Origin of the sequence: Kribbella sp. NPDC049227 (assembly GCF_043197265.1) — a bacterium.
Lineage (GTDB): Bacteria > Actinomycetota > Actinomycetes > Propionibacteriales > Kribbellaceae > Kribbella.
The window spans coordinates 437,193-455,597 of the sequence record NZ_JBICST010000001.1 but is presented as its reverse complement, the minus strand read 5'-3'; the positions used below and the strand labels follow the sequence as shown (position 1 = coordinate 455,597).

Annotated in this window: 17 protein-coding genes; 13 read left to right on the top strand and 4 right to left on the bottom strand. The window is 68.7% G+C overall.

What is annotated here, in order from left to right; genetic code table 11:
* Positions 1 to 4: 4 nt before the first annotated feature.
* The 12 genes from ACGFH6_RS02380 to ACGFH6_RS02325 all read left to right on the top strand — a co-directional run bounded on the left by ACGFH6_RS02380 (position 5) and on the right by ACGFH6_RS02325 (position 13,977).
* Positions 5 to 814 carry an ABC transporter ATP-binding protein gene (locus ACGFH6_RS02380; RefSeq protein ID WP_131362717.1) on the top strand — a complete coding sequence of 270 codons (810 nt, stop codon included), beginning with the start codon at positions 5 to 7 and terminating at the stop codon, positions 812 to 814.
* A gap of 9 nt (positions 815 to 823) precedes the next feature.
* Positions 824 to 1,798: a pyridoxal-phosphate dependent enzyme gene (locus ACGFH6_RS02375; protein ID WP_393379801.1), complete on the top strand. Its 975-nt coding sequence runs from the start codon at positions 824 to 826 to the stop codon at positions 1,796 to 1,798.
* Between the two features lie 167 nt (positions 1,799 to 1,965).
* Positions 1,966 to 2,766, top strand: coding sequence for a COG4280 domain-containing protein (locus ACGFH6_RS02370; protein WP_393379799.1), 801 nt, complete (start codon positions 1,966 to 1,968; stop codon positions 2,764 to 2,766).
* On the top strand, positions 2,763 to 2,981 hold the full coding sequence (locus ACGFH6_RS02365; protein WP_393379797.1) for a hypothetical protein: 219 nt from the start codon (positions 2,763 to 2,765) through the stop codon (positions 2,979 to 2,981). The genes ACGFH6_RS02370 and ACGFH6_RS02365 overlap by 4 nt, the downstream gene beginning before the upstream one ends.
* A 212-nt stretch (positions 2,982 to 3,193) precedes the next feature.
* A complete protein-coding gene (locus ACGFH6_RS02360) occupies positions 3,194 to 4,645 on the top strand; it encodes a TldD/PmbA family protein (RefSeq protein WP_393379796.1) in 1,452 nt (483 codons plus the stop codon).
* Complete coding sequence (locus tag ACGFH6_RS02355) at positions 4,642 to 5,970, top strand: metallopeptidase TldD-related protein (protein WP_393379795.1); 1,329 nt, start codon at positions 4,642 to 4,644, stop codon at positions 5,968 to 5,970. The genes ACGFH6_RS02360 and ACGFH6_RS02355 overlap by 4 nt, the downstream gene beginning before the upstream one ends.
* Positions 5,971 to 6,039: 69 nt before the next feature.
* The gene (locus ACGFH6_RS02350) at positions 6,040 to 6,714 is read left to right on the top strand and encodes an MBL fold metallo-hydrolase (protein ID WP_393379793.1); all 675 of its coding nucleotides are present in this window, start codon (positions 6,040 to 6,042) and stop codon (positions 6,712 to 6,714) included.
* Positions 6,715 to 6,728: 14 nt separating this feature from the next.
* Positions 6,729 to 8,990, top strand: a complete 2,262-nt coding sequence (locus ACGFH6_RS02345) for an aminotransferase class III-fold pyridoxal phosphate-dependent enzyme (RefSeq protein ID WP_393379792.1) — start codon at positions 6,729 to 6,731, stop codon at positions 8,988 to 8,990.
* A gap of 9 nt (positions 8,991 to 8,999) precedes the next feature.
* On the top strand, positions 9,000 to 9,908 hold the full coding sequence (locus ACGFH6_RS02340) for a ribonuclease Z (RefSeq protein WP_393379790.1): 909 nt from the start codon (positions 9,000 to 9,002) through the stop codon (positions 9,906 to 9,908).
* Between the two features lie 129 nt (positions 9,909 to 10,037).
* Complete coding sequence (locus ACGFH6_RS02335) at positions 10,038 to 11,162, top strand: EfeM/EfeO family lipoprotein (protein WP_393379788.1); 1,125 nt, start codon at positions 10,038 to 10,040, stop codon at positions 11,160 to 11,162.
* Positions 11,159 to 12,352: an iron uptake transporter deferrochelatase/peroxidase subunit gene (gene efeB / locus ACGFH6_RS02330; RefSeq protein ID WP_393379787.1), complete on the top strand. Its 1,194-nt coding sequence runs from the start codon at positions 11,159 to 11,161 to the stop codon at positions 12,350 to 12,352. Before ACGFH6_RS02335 ends, efeB begins: the two co-directional genes overlap by 4 nt.
* Positions 12,353 to 12,372: 20 nt before the next feature.
* Positions 12,373 to 13,977 (top strand): phospholipase C, encoded by a 1,605-nt coding sequence (locus tag ACGFH6_RS02325; protein WP_393379785.1) that lies wholly within the window; start codon positions 12,373 to 12,375, stop codon positions 13,975 to 13,977.
* Between the two features lie 39 nt (positions 13,978 to 14,016).
* Here the strand turns inward: ACGFH6_RS02325 and ACGFH6_RS02320 are convergent, their stop codons facing one another.
* Complete coding sequence (locus tag ACGFH6_RS02320; RefSeq protein WP_393379783.1) at positions 14,017 to 14,841, bottom strand: alpha/beta fold hydrolase; 825 nt, start codon at positions 14,839 to 14,841, stop codon at positions 14,017 to 14,019.
* Between the two features lie 16 nt (positions 14,842 to 14,857).
* Positions 14,858 to 15,802: a helix-turn-helix transcriptional regulator gene (locus tag ACGFH6_RS02315; RefSeq protein ID WP_393379781.1), complete on the bottom strand. Its 945-nt coding sequence runs from the start codon at positions 15,800 to 15,802 to the stop codon at positions 14,858 to 14,860.
* A 61-nt stretch (positions 15,803 to 15,863) separates the two neighbouring features.
* Here ACGFH6_RS02315 and ACGFH6_RS02310 point away from each other — a divergent pair, with 61 nt between their 5' ends.
* Complete coding sequence (locus ACGFH6_RS02310) at positions 15,864 to 17,006, top strand: epoxide hydrolase family protein (RefSeq protein WP_393379779.1); 1,143 nt, start codon at positions 15,864 to 15,866, stop codon at positions 17,004 to 17,006.
* Here ACGFH6_RS02310 and ACGFH6_RS02305 read toward each other — a convergent pair.
* Positions 16,969 to 17,280, bottom strand: a complete 312-nt coding sequence (locus ACGFH6_RS02305; protein WP_393379778.1) for a hypothetical protein — start codon at positions 17,278 to 17,280, stop codon at positions 16,969 to 16,971. The genes ACGFH6_RS02310 and ACGFH6_RS02305 overlap by 38 nt on opposite strands.
* A 229-nt stretch (positions 17,281 to 17,509) precedes the next feature.
* Complete coding sequence (locus tag ACGFH6_RS02300; protein WP_393379776.1) at positions 17,510 to 18,340, bottom strand: oxidoreductase; 831 nt, start codon at positions 18,338 to 18,340, stop codon at positions 17,510 to 17,512.
* Positions 18,341 to 18,405 lie beyond the last annotated feature (65 nt).

Genomic DNA, 18,405 nt, shown 5'->3' with positions numbered 1-18,405 from the left:
CGCCATGCGTCTGCAGGCACAAGGCGTCCAGCTCGCCTATGACCAGAAGGTCATCGCCCAGGACCTGACCCTGACCATCCCGGACGGGAAGGTCAGCGTGCTGATCGGTCCCAACGGCTCCGGCAAGAGCACCGCGCTGCGGGCCCTGGCCCGGTTGCTGCCACCGGCCAAGGGGAGTGTGATCCTGGACGGGAAGTCGATCCAGGACACACCGACGAAGGAGGTGGCCCGGCTGCTCGCGATCCTGCCGCAGGTCCTGGTCACGCCCGAGTCGATCTCGGTCGAGGACCTGGTCTGGTTCGGCCGCCACCCGCACCGTACGTCGCTCAAGGTGCCCAGCCAGGCCGACAAGGAGACCGTCGAGTGGGCGATGGAGGTGACCAGTACGGCGGAACTGCGGCACCAGCACGTGGACCAGTTGTCCGGTGGTCAGCGCCAGCGCGTCTGGATCGCGCTCTGCCTCGCGCAGGGCACGGACCTGATCCTGCTCGACGAGCCCACGACGTACCTGGATGTCGCCTACCAGCTCGAGGTGCTGGACCTGTTGCACCAGCTCAACCAGGAGCAGGGTAAGACGGTGGCGATGGTGCTGCACGACTTCAACATGGCGGCCGAGTACGCCGACCACGTGTTCGTGATGAAGTCCGGCAGCCTCGTCACCCAGGGCACGCCGGAGGACGTGTTCACCTGCGACACCATCAGGGACGTGTTCGGGGTGGAGTCGAAGGTGGTCCCGCACCCGGTCAGTGGCAAGCCGATGTGTATCCCGCTGCGAGCCGGCCTCCGGGCCCAGCTCTCAGTCGCAACCGGATAGGAGTACTGCATGACGTTGAGCCCCGCGGAAGCGGCCGAGCGGTCGGAACGGGTCGCCCCGAAGCTGCGTGAGCACCTGCCGCTCACGCCGTTCGTCCGCTTCGGCGCGTTCAGTGACGAGCTCGGCGCCGAGGTGCTGGTGAAGTCCGAGCACCTCCAGCGCACCGGCTCGTTCAAGGCTCGCGGTTCGATGGCGAAGATCCTGACGCTGACCGACGAGCAGCGCCAGGCCGGCGTGGTGACCGCCTCGACCGGGAACCACGGACTCGGTGTCGGCAACGCGCTCGCGACCCTCGGCGGGCACGGCATCGTCTACCTGCCGGAGAACGCGTCGCCGAGCAAGGTCGCCGCGCTGCGCCGGCTCGGCCTGGAACTACGGGCCGAGGGCAACGATTCCGGTGTGCTCGAACCGAAGGCCCGGGCCTACGCGGACGAACACGGCCTGACCTACGTGCCGCCGTACAACGACCCGGACATCATCGCCGGGCAGGGCACGGTCGCCGTGGAGATCCTCGAGCAGCTCGGCGGTGCACGGCTCGACGCGGTGGTGGTCGCGGTCGGTGGCGGCGGACTGATCAGCGGCGTCGCGTCGGTGCTCAAGAAGCACCTGCCCGGCATCCGTGTGTACGGCGCCTCGCCGGTCCGCGACGACGCGATGGCGGCGTCGGTCCGGGCCGGCGAGATCATCCAGGTCGACGCCCAGTCGACGCTCTCGGACGGTACGGCGGGCAGTGTCGAACCAGGCAGCATCACGTTCGAGCTGTGCCGCGACCTGGTCGACGACTGGGTGCTGGTCAGTGAGGACGCGATCAGCGCCGCGCTGCGGATGGTGATCGACACCGAGCACCAGTTGATCGAAGGCTCCGCCGCGATGGCCTTCGCCGCCACGCGCGCCCGGCGGACCGAACTCGAGGGCAAGCGCGTCGCCGTGGTGTCCTGCGGCGGCAACATCTCCGCGTCCACGCTGGTGGCCGCGCTGGCCTGACCCTCCCCGCCGACGCACCCGAGGTGACTCCCTGATCACCTCGGGTGCTTCGGCATGCCCGCGGCCGGGTGCGGCCCGGCGTACGAGACGTTCCGTTGACACCCCCGGATCTGTGTAACTATCGTTTCGTGCAACAGATGTTGCAACTGACAGAAGGATGGTGAGAGATGGACGCGGCAACGTGGGGGTTGATCGTCGCGACGTTCGTCGCGTGTTTCGTGGAGATGGTGGAAGCCACCACGATCGTCATGGCGATGGGCTACACGCGGAGCTGGAAGTCGGCGCTGGTCGGTACGTTCGCGGCGCTCGGTGCGCTCGCGGTGGTCACCGTGGCGGCCGGCTACGCGCTGGCGAACTGGCTGCCGGAATCGGCGCTGCAGCTGGCGATCGGCGGTCTGCTGCTGATCTTCGGCCTGCAGTGGTTGCGCAAGGCGATCCTCAGATCGTCCGGGCGCAAGGCGGTCCACGACGAGGACGCGATCTACCGCGAGGAGGTCGAGGCGGCGAAGGCGGCCGGTGAGAGCAAGGGCGGCCTGGACCTGTTCGCCTTCATGGTCTCGTTCAAGGGCGTCTTCCTGGAGGGCATGGAGGTCGTGTTCATCGTGCTCACCTTCGGCCTGAACGCGGGCAACATCCCCGGCGCCAGCCTGGGCGCGGCCGCGGCCGTGGTCATCGTGCTCGGCATCGCGATCGCGCTGCGCCGTCCGCTGTCGATGATCAACGAGAACCTGCTCAAGTACGGCGTCGGCCTGCTGCTCGCCTCGTTCGGGACCTACTGGGCGGTCGAGGGCATCGGCATCTTCCGCGACGGCCGCGAGAGCCTCGACTGGCCGGGCCACGACCTGATGATCCTGGTCCTGCTGGCCGCCTGGCTGCTGCTCAGCCGGATCTTCGTGAGCGTGCTGCGCAAGCCCGCCGTGCCGGCGCCGGTCGTGGCCGGCGACATCCCTGTGGAGGTGAAGAAATGAGGTTCCTCAAGGCGTTCGGCCAGTTCTGGTACGACTTCATCATCGGTGATGACTGGAAGATCGCGGTCGCCGTGGTGTTGTCGCTCGTCGTCCTGTTCGCCGCGATGACCGCCGGACTGTTCGGTGACACCGGACTGACCCTGCTCGGCGGCGCACTGATCGTCGTCGCGTTCAGCATCAGCCTGGCCATCGACGTACGACCGAAGAAGCGCTGAAAACCCAACCCCTGTTGACGATCGGCCCCGGCCGCGCCCTGTGCGCGACCGGGGCTGACGCCTGTCCGGCCCATAGGCTCTGTAGCAATCACAACATCTATTCAAAATCTCGTAGTATCTGCTACGGTGAGGACGAGGCGCCGATCCACCCGTCCCCGAACCGGAGGTCCGACCGTGACTCCTTCCCAACCTGAGCAGGTGATCGCGCCGTGATGCGCGACACTGCCGAGACCGTGCTGGCCCTGCTGCCCGCGGACGTGCAGTACGGCGACATCCGGGTGGTCCGGCGCACCCACGAACAGGTCCTCGTCGAGCTGGACGGTCCGGGCGAGGTCGGGTACGACGACTCGCTCGGCCTCGGGCTCCGGGTGCTGATCGGCGGCCAGTGGGGTTTCGCCGCCACCCATCGGCTGGACCCCCGCGGTCTCGACGCCGTGATCGCGCAGGCGGTCGGCCAGGCGCGGGCGACCGGCGGAGGCGGCCACGTGAACCTCGGTGCGCCGGTGACGACCCGGGCCACCTGGTCGTCGCCGATGCGGATCGATCCCTTCGAGGTCCCGCTGAGCACCAAGCTCGACCTGCTGTCCGCCACCGTCAAGGAGGCGTCGACCGCGGGTCCGCTGGTCCAGCAGATCGAGGCGTCGATCGACCTGTATCGCGACGAGAAGGTGTTCGCGAACACCGAGGGCGCGCTGATCGAGCAGACGCTGACCGAGAGCGGCGGCGGCCTGATGGTGAACGCCGGCAACGGCGACGACCTGCAGCGCCGGTCCTTCCCGCAGGGCGTCCCGCGGCAGATCCGCGGCCAGCGTGGCGACTTCGCCACCGCCGGCTGGGAGCACGTCGAGTCGCTCGGCCTGGTGGAGAACGCGGCCCGGGTCGCGTCCGAGGCGGTCGCGCTGCTGACCGCTCCGCAGTGCCCGGACGAGGTCACCACACTCATTGCCGGAGGCAACCAGCTCGCGATGGTGCTGCACGAGTGCGCCGGCCACCCGATGGAGGCCGACCGCGCGCTCGGCACCGAGGCCAGCCTAGCCGGCGGCACGTACGCGACGCCCGAGCGCCGGGGCAACTTCCGCTGGGGCTCACCGATCGTCTCGGCGTACGCGGACGCGACCATCCCCGGCGGGCTCGGCTCCTTCGGGTACGACGACGAGGGTGTGCCGGCCCAGCGCACCCAGCTGGTCAAGGACGGGATCTTCCTCGGCTACATGTCCGGCCGGGAGTCCGCGGCGGCGCTGGGCGACCAGCCGACCGGTGCGTCCCGGGCCGATGGCTGGCAGCGGTTGCCGCTGGTGCGGATGACGAACATCTGCCTGGAGCCGGGGGAGTCCTCGCTCGAGGAGATGATCGCCGGCACCAAGCGCGGCATCCTGGTCGACACCAACCGCGGCTTCTCGATCGACGACCAGCGGATGTCGTTCCGCTTCACCACCGAACTCGGCTGGGAGATCCGCGACGGCAAGCTCGGCCGGCTGCTGAAGAACTGCAGCTACCAGAGCGTGACCCCGGAGTTCTGGGCCGGACTGGACGCGCTCGGCGGACCGGACGAGTGGAAGTTGCACGGCGTCCCGTCGTGCAACAAGGGCGAGCCGCTGCAGGTGGCTCATGTCGGTCACGGCACCGTGCCGGGACGTTTCCAGAACGTGCAGGTGGGACGATGAGCATCGAGCGGACAGACATCGAGCAGGCGCTGGAGATCCTCGGGCCGGGCAGCCGGCTGGACGTGCTCGGCGAGAACGCCGACCTGCTCCGGTACGCCGAATCCGAGATCACCGCACAGCACAGCGAGCGTAGGCTGCGCGTCAGGGTCAAGGTGACCCGGGACGGACGGATCGCCGGGGGCACCCTGGAGACCCTCGACCCGGAAGCCGTGCGTGTCCTGGCCGATCGGCTCAACGCCGCCCTCGCGGAGCTCCCCACTTCCGACTCGACGGACAGCGCCTCCGATCAGCCGGTGGCGGATGGTGAGCAGGTGCCGGTCGAGCCGGCGAAATCCATCGTCGACTGCGACCCCGCCGTACGCCACCAGTGGTTCAGCACAGTCCGCGACGGTCTGGATCCGGCCGCGCGTCTCGGCGGTGCGATCCGGTACGACGTACTGGACCGTGTCGTTGCCGATTCGACCGGGCTGTTCCGGTCGGAGACGTTGACCAAGGCATCGATCCAGGCGATCGCCAAGCAGGACGGGCAGTCCGCGAGCGTCAAGCTGGTGCACCGCGACGCCGACCTGATCCCGGTCGGCGACATCCCGGGCCGGCTGCGCGAGGCGTTGCGCCCGTTGCCGGTGCGGGAGAAGTTCCACGGCAGCTGCCGGGTGCTGCTCAAGCCGTCAGCGGTGAACACACTGATCGCCACGTTCGGCCTCTGGGCTCTCGGTGCGCAGCACTACGCGAGCGGGCGGTCGGTACTGACCGGCCGGTTGGGCGAGCAGGTGGTGAGCGAGAATCTCACGCTGGTCGACGACGCCACCGACGCGGCCGGGCTGCTCAGCGGATTCGATGCTGAAGGCAACGTTCGGCGCCGGGCGCCGTTGATCGAGCGCGGAGTGCTGACCGGACTGGTGTCCGACCGGCGCCGGGCCGGCCTGACCGGTGGGGTCCCGACCGGTCACGCCGTACCGGATGGCTGGCGGTTCGGCGGTGACCCCGTTCCGTCGCACCTGCTGCTTGACGCCGGTGACGCGACCGAGGACGAGTTGCTCGCCGAGTGCGGTAGCGGACTGGTGGTGAACCGGCTCGACTACCTGCGGGTGCTGCACCCGAAGCAGACCCTCGTCACGGGTACGACGCGAGACGCGACCTACTGGGCCGAGGACGGCAAGGTGGTCGCCTGGCACCCGCAGCTGCGGTTCACCTTCCGCATGGACGAGGTTCTGAACGCCGTTCTGGCTGTCGGCGCCGTCCGTGAGATCGGTGACCAGACCTTCATGGACAGCGTGGTCGTCCCGTCCCTGCTGATCGAGGCCGGACCGCTCGTCCTCACCTGATCCAGCAGCGCCCCGTGTGCGTACGTGCTCAAGCCGCGGGGCGCTGCTGCTCCACCTCCTGGAGGCTTCATGCCGACGGTGACCACGCTCCTGACCGGTCACTTGCTGACCTCGGACCAAGGCAACCCGGCCTTCTGCTCGGTGCTGTTGGTCGAGGACGGAAACCAGCGCATCCTGTTCGACTTCGGGCACGTCGGCCGTCGCCGGCACCTGGTCGAGGCGCTGACGGACCAAGGCCTGGTGCCAGGTGACCTCGACCAGGTGGTGCTGTCCCACGCGCACTGGGACCACGCGCAGAACGTCGACCTCTTCGCCGGTGCGCAGGTCTTCATCCATCCTGCCGAGCTACCGCATCTGTCCGACACTCCGCTCGCTCCGCGCTGGGCCAAGGCAATGTTCGACGGCCTGGAGCTCCGCGAGGCAGTCGAGGGGCACCAGTTGACGCCGGGCGTCGAGATCGTGGAACTGCCGGGACACACTCCCGGCTCGGTCGGCCTGTCGGTCGCAACCGCCGAAGGAACCGCCGTACTCGCGGCCGATGCGGTTCCGACCCTTGCAGTCCTCCGGGCCTGCCGGGCATCGGGCAGACCGTACGATCGAGAGCGCGCGGATACCTCCGTCGAACGCGTCGCGGCGCTGGCCGACATCGTGTACCCGGGGCACGATCAGGCGATCCGCGTCGACGAGAACGGCGAGTTCTCCTACGCGGAGGAGCCGAAGCCGTTGGAATTCCGGGTCCCGTGAGCAGAGGAGTTGCCGTGGACACCATCCCTGAGCGGACGCCGAGCATGCTCGAGGATCCTCCGGAGGTCGACATCCGGGCCGCGGCGCGGCTGCTGCGGTCCGAGTACGGCCTCGACGCCGAGGTGACCGAGCTGCGCAGTGAGCGGGACCGGAACTTCCTCGCCGAGGCCGATGGGCAGCGGTTCGTGGTCAAGGTGTCGAACTCCGGCGACGATCCGGAGCAGATCGCGATGGAGTGCGCCGCGATGGACCACGTCGCGGTGGTCGATCCCGGTCTGCCGATCCCGCGCGTGGTGACCAGCATCGACGGTCGCGCGGTGGTCATGGTCGACGCTGCGGACGGCCGCAAGCATCAGGTGCGGGTGATGACGGTGATGCCTGGGCAGGTCGCCGATCTCGCCGCGCTGCCCGAGTGGTTCGCGGCCGACTTCGGCGCGGTGGCTGCACGGTTGACCCGTGCGTTGCAGGGCTTCGGACATCCTGCGGCGTACCGGCGGCTGGACTGGGATCCGCGGATCGTCACAAGCCTTCGCGCGTACGCCGATCGCCTGCCGGAAGAGCACCGCCGGGAACCGATGCGGCGACTGCTCGATCGCTTTCAAGGACTCGATGCGGCAACCCGGGCGCTGCCCGGATCGGTGCTGCACGGTGACGTGACGTTGAGCAACGTGCTGATGCGGGACGGCGGCATCACGGGCGTGATCGACTTCGGCGACATGCACCACACCGCCCGCATCGCCGAGTTGGCGATCAGTCTGACCTCGTTGCTGCGGGAGTCCGACGACCTGTGGGCGGATGCCGGCCGCTTCCTCGACGGGTATCAGCGGGTGCTTCCGCTCGAGCCGGCCGAGGTGGAACTGATCGGTGAGCTCGTGCTCGCCCGGTCCGCGGCCAGCGTGCTCATCTCGGCTTGGCGTGCGCCGCTCTATCCGGACAACGAGGAGTATCTGACCAGCTTGGTAGCAGGAAGCTGGCGGATCCTCGATCTGTTGAGCGCAGTGGAGCCTGCAGACCTCGCGGAGCGCTTTCATCGCCTGTGCGGCACCTCGCGGGTCGCGTCCGCACAGGCCGCCGATCCGACCTTGCTGGTACGCCGCGGGGCCGCGCTCGGTGGTGAGCTGTCGCCGCTGTTCTACCGGCAGCCGTTGCAGGTCGTGCGGGGTGAGGGCGCGTGGATCCACACAGCCGATGGACGGCGGTATCTCGATGCCTACAACAACGTTCCCGTCGTCGGGCACGCGCATCCGGCCGTCGTACAGGCGCTTTCGCGGCAGGCCGCCGTACTGAATCTGAACTCGCGGTATCTGCATCCGAACGTGGTCGAGTTGGCCGAGCGGTTGGTCGCGTCGATGCCGGCCGGGTTGGACACGTGTGTGTTCGCGAACTCGGGAAGCGAGGCGAACGATCTGGCCTGGCGGATGGCGCGGGTGGTGACCGGTCGTGATGGTGCGGTCGTCGCGGATCTCTCGTATCACGGGGTCAGTGAGGCGACGGCGGCGTTCTCGACCAACACGTATCCGGCGTCCGCGCGGCCGGCCCACGTGGCTGTCTTCGAGGCACCTCGGGACCCGTCGGACGACGGGATGGCGGCTGCACAGCGAGTCCGGAGCGCGCGTGGTGACCTGGCGCGGGCGGGCCACGACCTGGCACTGCTTGCGGTGGACAGTGTGTTCAGCGGTGCGGGGATCCTGACGCCGGGGTCGTCGTTCATGCGTGGGTTGCAGGACGAGGCGCGGGCGTCCGGCGGGCTGTTCCTCGCCGACGAGGTGCAGGCCGGGTTCGGTCGCGGCGGGCGGAACCTGTGGCGGTTCCAGGACTTCGGGCTGACACCCGACTTCGTCACGCTCGGCAAGCCGATGGGCAACGGGCATCCGGTCGCGGCGCTGATCACCAGGCGGGAGATCGCGGAGGCGTTCGTCGAGGTCGACGAGTACTTCAGCACCTTCGGCGGGAACCCGGTCTCGTGCGTCGCCGCGCTGACCGTGCTGGACGTGATCGAGCAGACCGGCCTGGTCGCTCGCTCCGGTGAGGTCGGTGCGCAGTTGCGGGCCGGGCTGGAGTCGCTGGTGCCGGATCTGCCGGTGCGCGGGCAAGGGCTGATGGTCGGGGTGGAGATGCCGGGGGCCGGCGACTTTGCCGAGCGCTTGCGGGCCAACGGCGTACTCGTCGGGACCACGGGTCCCGGTGGGGGAGTACTGAAGATTCGTCCGCCGCTGATCTGGGAGTCGTCGCACGTGGAGGTATTCCTGTCGGCATTCGAGGCGGCACTGCGTTAGCTTGGGCGCGTGCGTGAACTCGTTGTGCTGGGCACCGGAAGCCAGGTGCCGTCCCGCGAACGCACGCAGAACGGGTACTTCCTGCGCTGGGACGACGAGGGATTCCTGTTCGACCCGGGCGAAGGGACCCAACGGCAGATGCTGTACGCCGGGGTCGCGGCCGGCGCGATCACGCGGCTGTGCGTCACGCACTTCCACGGCGACCACTGCCTCGGCGTACCGGGGATCGTGCAGCGCCTGTCATTGGACGGCGTGCAGCATCCGATCCACGCGCACTACCCGGCGTCGGGGCAGACGTACTTCACCAGGCTTCGGTACGCCGCTTCGTTCTTCGAGCGTGCCGAGTTGCTCGAGGAACCGGTTGAGGACGACGGGCTGGTGTCCGTCGGGTCGTTCGGTCAGCTCTGGGCACGACGGCTGGAGCACCCGATCGAGTCCTTCGGCTACCAGCTGATCGAGCCTGATGGGCGCCGGATGCTTCCCGACAAGCTCGCTGCTGCCGGCATCACCGGGCCCGCCGTCGGCCGGTTGCAGCAGGCCGGTTCGCTGGAGGTCGACGGACGGCTGGTCCGGATCGAAGAGGTCAGCGAACCTCGCCCGGGCCAACGCTTCGCGTTCGTCATGGACACCCGACTCTGCGACAACGTCCTCCGTCTGGCCGACGGTGCCGATCTCCTGGTGATCGAGTCGACCTACCTGTCGTCGGAGACGGAACTGGCCCGCCGCTTCGGGCACCTCACGGCTCGCCAAGCCGCCCGGGTCGCGGCTGAATGTGGAGTGCGGAAGCTGGTCCTCACCCACTTCTCCCAGCGCTACCTGGAGCCCGAACGCTTCCATGAGGAAGCCGCCGCCGAGTTCTCCGGCGAGATCGTGGTCGCCTCCGACCTCAGCCGGACCGTGGTCCCGTCCCGCCGCTAGCTCCGGCTTGGGCGAACAGTACGTGACGAGCTGGCAAACAGGGCTCGGCTCCGGTGACGGCGGTCTTAGCATTGCCCGCGAAGCATTGCTCACCAATGGAAATTGCCGATCACCCAGGAGCGACCTCTCGTGCGCACTCCCCGTCCGCTGCCGGCGGCGATCGCACTGGTCGTTGTCGGCGCGGTCGTAGCGGTGGCGGTGTGGCGGCCCTGGTCAGGATCCGCCGACGCGGCCGGTGGCCCGCCCCAGATCACCGTGTCCCGCAGCCAGTGCGGCCAAGGCTGGACCGGCGCGAAGACTGGCCGGCAGACGATCGTCGTACACAACACCGGCGACGCGGCCGCCGAGGTCGACCTCGTCGAGGTCAGCAGCAACAAGGTGTACGGCGAGGTGGAGGGCCTCGGCCCGAACACGAGCGCGCCGATGGACGTGCAACTCGGCGCCGGGCAGTACGCGATCCGCTGCCTGATCGAGGACACCGACGGCATCACCGGTCCGACAGTGACTGTTGCGGGCGACGCGAAGGGCGGCCCGGCTGTGGTCGCCGTCACCAAGAACGACATGTTGCCGCTGGTGAAGCAGTACGAGGCCGCCGTCGCCGGCGGCGTCGCCGAGCTGGCAGTCAAGACGGACAAGCTGCGCGGCGACGTGGATGCGGGCAACCTGGCCGCCGCCCGGGCCGACTGGCTGCCCGCGCACCTGGCGTACAACTCGCTCGGCGCGGCCTACGACGCGTTCGGCGACTTCGCCGACAAGATCGACGGATCCGCCGGCTTCCATCCGTTGGAAAAGGGCCTGTGGCACAACGCTTCCGCTGCCGCCCTGAAGCCGATCGCGGACCAGCTGGCCGCCGATGTGCACGGGTTGCAGCATGACCTGCCCAACGAACAGGTGGATCCGAACGATCTCGGGCTGCGCGCCCACGAGGTCATGGAGAATGCCCTCCAGTTCGAGCTGACCGGCGAGAACGACCAGGGCAGCGGTACGTCGCTGAACACCGCGCTGGCCAACCTGGACGGTACGGCGAAGGTCCTGGCCATCCTCAACCCGGTGCTCAAGCCCCGTTACCCGGACCTGACCCAGGTGCAGAAGTGGGAGGCCCGGGTACGCACGCTGCTGACCGCCCACCGGAACATCCCGGTCGCTCAGCTGGACCAGACCACCCGGGAACAGCTCAACGGCGCGGTCGGCGAACTGTTGGAGCTACTCGCCCCCGTCGCGGCCATCTGCGAAGTACGGCGGAGCACCTCATGACCGGCGTCGGGCGTCGATCCTTCCTGCGCGGCGCGCTGGCCGGGGCCGGCGCGGCTGCGGTGACCGGGCTGACTGTGTCCGCCGACGCGGCGACGGCGACTTCCGTGGCGTTCCACGGCGTACACCAGGCCGGCATCACCACCGACCCGCAGAAGCAGGCGATCTTCGCATCGTTCGACGTGATCGCCGCGAACAAGAGCGAGCTGACCGGGCTGCTCACGACGCTGACAGACCGGGCCCGGCTGCTCACCGCGGGCGGCGCGCTGCCGCCGCTGGGCATCACCGCCCCACCGGCCGACTCCGGCGTGCTCGGCCCGGACATGCCCGGCGATGACTTGACGGTCACGGTCGGCGTCGGGGCGTCGCTGTTCGACGACCGGTACGGCCTCAAGGACCGCAAACCGGCGAAGCTGACGGCGATGAAGGAGTTCCCCAACGACAGCCTGGACGACAGCCAGTGCCATGGGGATCTGAGCCTGCAGCTGTGCGCGTCGGAGACCGACACCGTGCTGCACGCGCTGCGGGACATCGCCCGGCACACCCGGGGCGGGATGCAGCTGCGCTGGCGCGTCGACGGCTTCCAGAGCCCGCCGCGGCCGTCCGGCACGCAGCGCAACCTGATGGGCTTCAAGGACGGCATCGTCAAGCCCGAGTCGGCCGACCACGACAAGCTCGTGTGGGTGGGTCAGGGGAACGGCGAGCCGGCCTGGACCGAAGGCGGCAGCTACCAGGTACTGCGCCAGATCCGGATGCTGGTCGAGTTCTGGGACCGGGTGTCGGTCGGCGAGCAGGAGAACATGTTCGGCCGGCGCCGGGACTCCGGAGCGCCGCTGGACGGCAACAGCGAGAGCGACATCCCCAACTACCCGGCCGACCCGACCGGCGGCGCGATCCCGTTGACCAGCCACATCCGGATGGCCAACCCCCGCACCGCGGACACGGCGGCCAGCCAGTTCCTGCGCCGCGGCTACAACTACGACAAGGGCACCGACTCGGTCGGGGACCTGGACATGGGACTGCTGTTCTGCGCGTACCAGCAGGACATCGCCCGGCAGTTCGAGGCCGTGCAGACCCGGCTGATCGACGAGCCTCTCGTCGACTACATCCGGCCGGTCGGCGGCGGGTACTTCTTCGCGCTTCCCGGTGTACGGGACAGCAACGACCACTTCGGGCGGTCGTTGCTCGCATGAGTTACTCAGGAGGAGAAGGCATGCGTGCAAGACTTCGTGTCGCAGCCACGGCCACCGTGGCCGCGGCCAGCGTGTTGCTGGCCGGCTGTAGCGGCGGCGACACCAACCAGGTGGCCAACGCCGCCTATTCGTACAAGCCGGCCCACCCGGCCACACCGATCCAGCACGTGGTGGTGATTTTCGGCGAGAACATCTCGTTCGACCACTACTTCGGCACCTACCCGAACGCCACGAACGAGGACGGCACGCCGTTCAAGGCGGACCGGCACACGCCCAAGGTGAACGGCCTGTCCAAGCAGTTGCTGACCCACAACCCGAACGCCTACGACCCGAAGCGGTTGGCGCCGTCGCAGGCACTGACCTGCGACCAGAACCACGGCTACGGTCCGGAGCAGAAGGCCGCCGACGGCCGCAAGATGGACAAGTTCGTCGAGAACACCGAGACGGACAAGTGCACCGGCCAGCCCGTGCTGTTCGGCCAGCCGGGCCTGGTGATGGACTACTACGACGGCAACACCGTCACCGCGATGTGGAACTACGCCCAGCACTACGCGCTGAGCGACAACTCGTTCGACACCGTGTACGGCCCGTCCACCCCGGGCGCGCTGAACCTGATCTCCGGTCAGACCCACGGCGTCCAGGCGATGGACCCGAAGACCGGCAAGCCCACCACGGACGCGTACGCCGTGCAGTCGCCCGACAAGAACGGCATCGGGACCGTCACCAATGACCCCGACCCGTTCTACGACGACTGCTCCAACAGCAACGGCAAGTCGACGAACAACCTGGCCGCGATGCACGGGCAGAACATCGGTGACCTGCTCAACCAGAAGCACGTCACCTGGGGCTGGTTCCAGGGCGGCTTCAAGCCGACCAGTACCGCCAACGGCAAGGCCGTCTGCGGCGCCCAGCACGCCAACGTCGGCGGCATCGCGGCGCTGGACTACAGCCCGCACCACGCGCCGTTCCAGTACTACGAGTCGACGGCGAACCCGAAGCACCTGCCGCCGAGCTCCGTGCAGGCCATCGGTCACACCGACCAGGCCAACCACCAGTACGACACGTCGGACTTCGACGCCGCCGTGGCAGCCGACAACCTGCCGTCGGTCAGCTTCCTGAAGGCCGGCGAGTACCAGGACGGTCACGCGGGCTACTCCGACCCGCTGGACGAGCAGGCGTTCGTGGTCAAGGAGATCAACCAGTTGCAGAAGTCCAAGGAGTGGTCGTCGACCGCGGTCGTCCTGGCCTACGACGACTCCGACGGCTGGTACGACCACGTGAAGTCGCCGACGGTGAACGGCTCCAAGGATGCCGCGCTCGACCAGTCGGCGCTGTGTGGCAAGGCCCCGGTGTCCGGCGGCTACGCCGACCGCTGCGGCTACGGCCCGCGCCTGCCGCTGCTGGTGATCTCGCCGTACGCGAAGAGCAACCACGTCGACCACTCGCTGACCGACCAGACGTCGATCCTCAAGTTCATCGAGGACAACTGGCGGACCGGCCAGATCGGCGACCACTCGTTCGACCAGCGCGCCGGCAGCCTGAGCGGCATGTTCGACTTCCGGCACCCGAGCAAGGACAAGCTGATCCTGAACCCGAAGACCGGGGCAGTCGTCAGCAACCACTGACCTTCGGCAACCACCCTTCCCGCCGGGAAGGGTGGTTGCCTACAGGTGGTCGGCGAGGAAGTCGTCGATCAGGGCGTTGACCTCGGTGGGCGACTCCAGTGCGGCCAGGTGGGCGGACTGTTCCAGTACGACGAAGCGGGCGCCGGGGATGGAGTCGGCCATCTCCTCCGTCTCGAGGACCGGGAAGGTTGCGTCCTCGGCGCCCGCGACGACCAGGACCGGGGTACGGATCCGGCCGAACAACTCCCGTTGATCCGGCCGCCGCGGGACCACGCTGGTGACCGCGTGCCGGCCGGAGGTGATGTCCACCCGCCGCGCCAGCTCGTTGACGGTGGCAACAACTTCTGGCTTCTCGCGTTTCGCCGTCGGACCGAGGAACGCATTGATCACCGGGCCGACCAACGGACCCTTGATCCCACCGAGTGCTCGCGCCGACCGCGTCAGTACGCCGTACTCGAACCGTTGCCTGCGGCCCGCCGGTGACGCGGTCGCGTTCATGAGTACGGCGATGCCGGTCCGGTCGGGGTGGAGTGCGGCGAACGTGCCGCCGATCATCCCGCCCCAACTGTTGCCGATGACATGTACTCGGCCGACGCCGAGTTCGTCGACGATCGCGCGGATCACCTCGGCGCACTGCTCGAAGTTGAACGGTCCGGTCAGTGCTGAGCTTCCTCCATGCCCAGGTGGATCCACGAGCACGACCTGAAACCGGTCGATGAAGTGCGCTGCCTGGCCCGACCACAGCGTGCCGTCCATCAGTAGGCTCGGCCAGAACAACATCGCCGGTCCCTCGCCGCCGACCCGCAGCCGGATCCGCCCCAGCACGGTCCCGACGTACCGATCCTCCACCCCGGCGAGCAGCATGACTGAACGCTACCGCTCAGTCCGCCGGGACCGCGGCGGCCAGGCGAGTCGTCAACTCGCGGATGTGGGCAACGAGTTCCGGCGGCGACTGGATCTGGAACGGATGGCCGAGCAGACCGATGTGCAACGCCAGTTCGTCGAGTGAGTTGGAGCCGGTGTCGACCTGTGTCGTCCTCGCGTCGATCGGCGTCACCGTCGCGACGCTCGGCGCCAGCCGATCCGCGATCACCTCTACCGGTGCCTCGATGATGAAGCGCGCCTGGTAGCGATAACCACCCGACGCCACCCCGCGCGCGGTCGCGTCCAGATCCGGGACCTCGCGTGCCGTGAACCGCGGCCCGGTCGGGATCCGTGGCTCCAGCCGATCGAGCCGGAACGTGCGCCAGTCGTCGCGGTCGAGGTCCCACGCCACCAGGTACCACCGTCGCCCGGTGTGCACCATCCGATGCGGCTCCGTCGTACGACGTCCCGCCGTACCGTCATGGCTGCGGTAGTCGAACCGCAGTCGTTGCCGATCGCGACAGGCCTCCGCCACTGCGAGCAACACCTCCGGCTGCACAGCGGCCCCACCGGACGGCATGACGGCGATTGCCTGCAGCAACTTGACCCGATGCCGCAACCGCGACGGCAGCACCTGTTCGAGCTTGGTCAGCGCTCGGACCGACGACTCCTCGATCCCGGCGACGCTGCCCGTCGCGGCCGCCCTGAGTCCGATCGCGACCGCCACCGCCTCGTCGTCGTCGAGCAGGAGCGGCGGCAGCGCGGCGCCGGCCCCGAGCCGGTAGCCGGCCACCCCTGGTACGGCGTCGACCGGGTAGCCGAGGTTGCGCAACTTGTCCACGTCCCGGCGGACGGTCCGGACACCGACGCCGAGCTCAGCGGCGAGGTCGGCTCCACTCCAGTCCCGTGGGGACTGCAGCAGCGACAGCAGTTTGAGCAGTCGAGCGGAGGTTTCGAGCATGATCGGATTCTGCCAGCTAGCTAGGACTGAAGCTGTCCTAACCGGGTGAGAGAGTCGAAGCATGATCAAGCCATTCAGCATCGACATCCCGCAGGGCACCCTCGACGACCTGGCTACGCGCCTCGAGAACACCCGGCTGCCGGCCGCGCTCCCGGGGGACGACTGGGACACCGGCGTACCGGTCTCCTGGCTGGCCGAGCTGGTCGACTACTGGCGAACCGGCTACGACTGGCGCGCGGCGGAGGCGGAGCTCAACGCGTATCCGCAGTTCACGACCGTGATCGACGGTCAGCAGATCCACTTCCTGCACGTGACCTCGCCCGAACCGGACGCCCTCCCGCTGATCCTGACGCACGGCTGGCCCGGGTCGGTCGTCGAGTTCCTCGACCTGATCGGGCCGCTGACCGACCCCGTGTCTTTTGGTGGCGTGGCTTCGGACGCGTTCCACTTGGTGATCCCGTCGCTGCCCGGCTTCGGCTTCTCCGGTCCGGTCTCGGAGCGCGGCTGGACCAGGGAGCAGATCGGCCGCACCTGGGCCAAGCTGATGGACCGCCTCGGCTACGAGCGGTACGGCGTCCAGGGCGGTGACATCGGCGGTGCGGTATCACCCGAGGTGGCGCGGGCGGCCAGCGAGCACGTGGTCGGCGTACACACCAACGGTGGGCCTTCGTTGCCGCCGTACCCGCTGAGTGACGACGAGTTGAAGACCCTGACGCCGCTGGAGCAGGACCGGATCGCGCGGATCGGCGAGTTCCTGCAGAAGGAGTTCGGCTACATCTCCATCCAGTCGACCAGGCCGCAGACGCTCGCCTACGGGCTGGTGGACTCGCCGGTCGGACAGCTCGCCTGGATCATGGACAAGTTCCGCGCCTGGACGCACCCGATGGAAACATTGCCTGATGCAATCATCAGCAGGGACCGGCTGCTGACCAACGTGATGTTCTACTGGCTCACCGGGACCGCGGGTTCGGCGGCGCTGGTCGGGTACGCGGAGCAGGAGCCGTGGGGAGCGCACAAGGAGAACTCCGGCGTGCCGACCGCAGTGCTGGCCACCGCACACGACGTCGCGATCCGCCGCTACGCCGAGCGGGACAACACGATCACCCGCTGGACCGACCTGGACCACGGCGGCCACTTCGCCGCCCTGGAGATCCCGGACGTACTGATCACCGACGTGCGCGAGTTCTTCCGCGACCTGCGCTGAACCCGTCGAGCATGGCGTGCAGCCCGAGCCCGAAATGCCCGCCGGTGCCGGCTCGGGCGGCGCCGGCCTTGGCGCCTGCGTCTGTCGTGGCCTCGGCGTCCGCCTTGGCTTCGGCGTCTGTCGTGGCCTCGGCGTTTGCTTTGGCTTCTGCGTCGGCGGTCTCGGCGAGGAGGTTGTAGGTGGGGTCGGCGGGGGCCGGCTTGCGGCTGCGGTGGCCGGCGCCCAGGGCAACGACCGCCATGGTCAACGCGTGGCCGATCGTGAACTCGCGCACGCAGCGGGCGATCTGCAGCGCCGGCCGTGCCGGCCGGGCTGTGCCGGGCTGTGCCGGGCTGTGCCGTGCCGGCCGGGCTGTGCCGTGCCGGCCGGGTTGGGCCGTGCCGGCCGGGCTGTGCCGGGTTGGGCCCGTGCCGGGTTGGGCCCGTGCCGGGTTCTGGCCTGCTTGGCTTCGTGCTGTAGTGGCTGTGGCTCGGGCTTCGGGGGCAGTGGTCAGTGGGTGGTGGTCAGTCGAAGTCGGTTGATGTGCTGACGTGGGCCCAGGTGGCGGCTTCCTCGGCGCGGGATTGGGAGGCTCGGTCCGCGTGGGTGAGCGCGTCTTTGCCGAGGAGCAGACGCAGGGGCGGGGTGTCGAGCGCGACGATGTCGAGGATCGCGCGCGCGGCCTTGGCCGGGTCGCCGGGCTGCTTGCCGTCGGTCTCCAGGCGGTAGCGATTCAGCTCGCCGACCGTGGCGTCGTAGTCGGCCCCGACGGGTGCGATCGCCATCGACGAACCACCCCAGTCGGTCCGGAACGCGCCCGGCTCGATGATCGTCACCTTCACCCCGAACGGCTTCACCTCGTTGTTCAGCACCTCCGAGAACCCTTCGACCGCGAACTTCGCGGTCTGGTACGCGCCCATCCCCGGCGTACCACCGACCCGGCCGCCGATCGACGAGAACTGCAGGAAGTGCCCGCTCCGCTGCTCACGGAACCCCGGCAGTGCGGCCTTGGTCACGTTCACGACGCCGAAGAGGTTCGTCTCGATCTGCGCCCGGAAGTCCTCGTCAGGCGTCTCCTCGATCGCGGCGCTGTTCGCGTAGCCCGCGTTGTTCGCCACTACGTCGAGACCGCCGAATTCGTCCAGTGCGGTCCGTACGGCGTCCCGCGCCGCAGTCGCGTCCGTCACGTCCAGGGCAACCGCCCGCACCTGGTCGCCGTACTTCGCGACCAGATCGTCGAGCTGCTCGGGCTTGCGGGCGGTGGCGACGACTCGGTCGCCGGCGGCCAAGACAGCTTCAGTGAGGGCGCGGCCGAGCCCGCGGGAACTGCCGGTGATCAGCCAGATCTTGTTCATGGTCATTCCTAACTAACCAAACGGTTGGATACCTCACCAAGCTAACCTCGCGATCGACAAGAAAT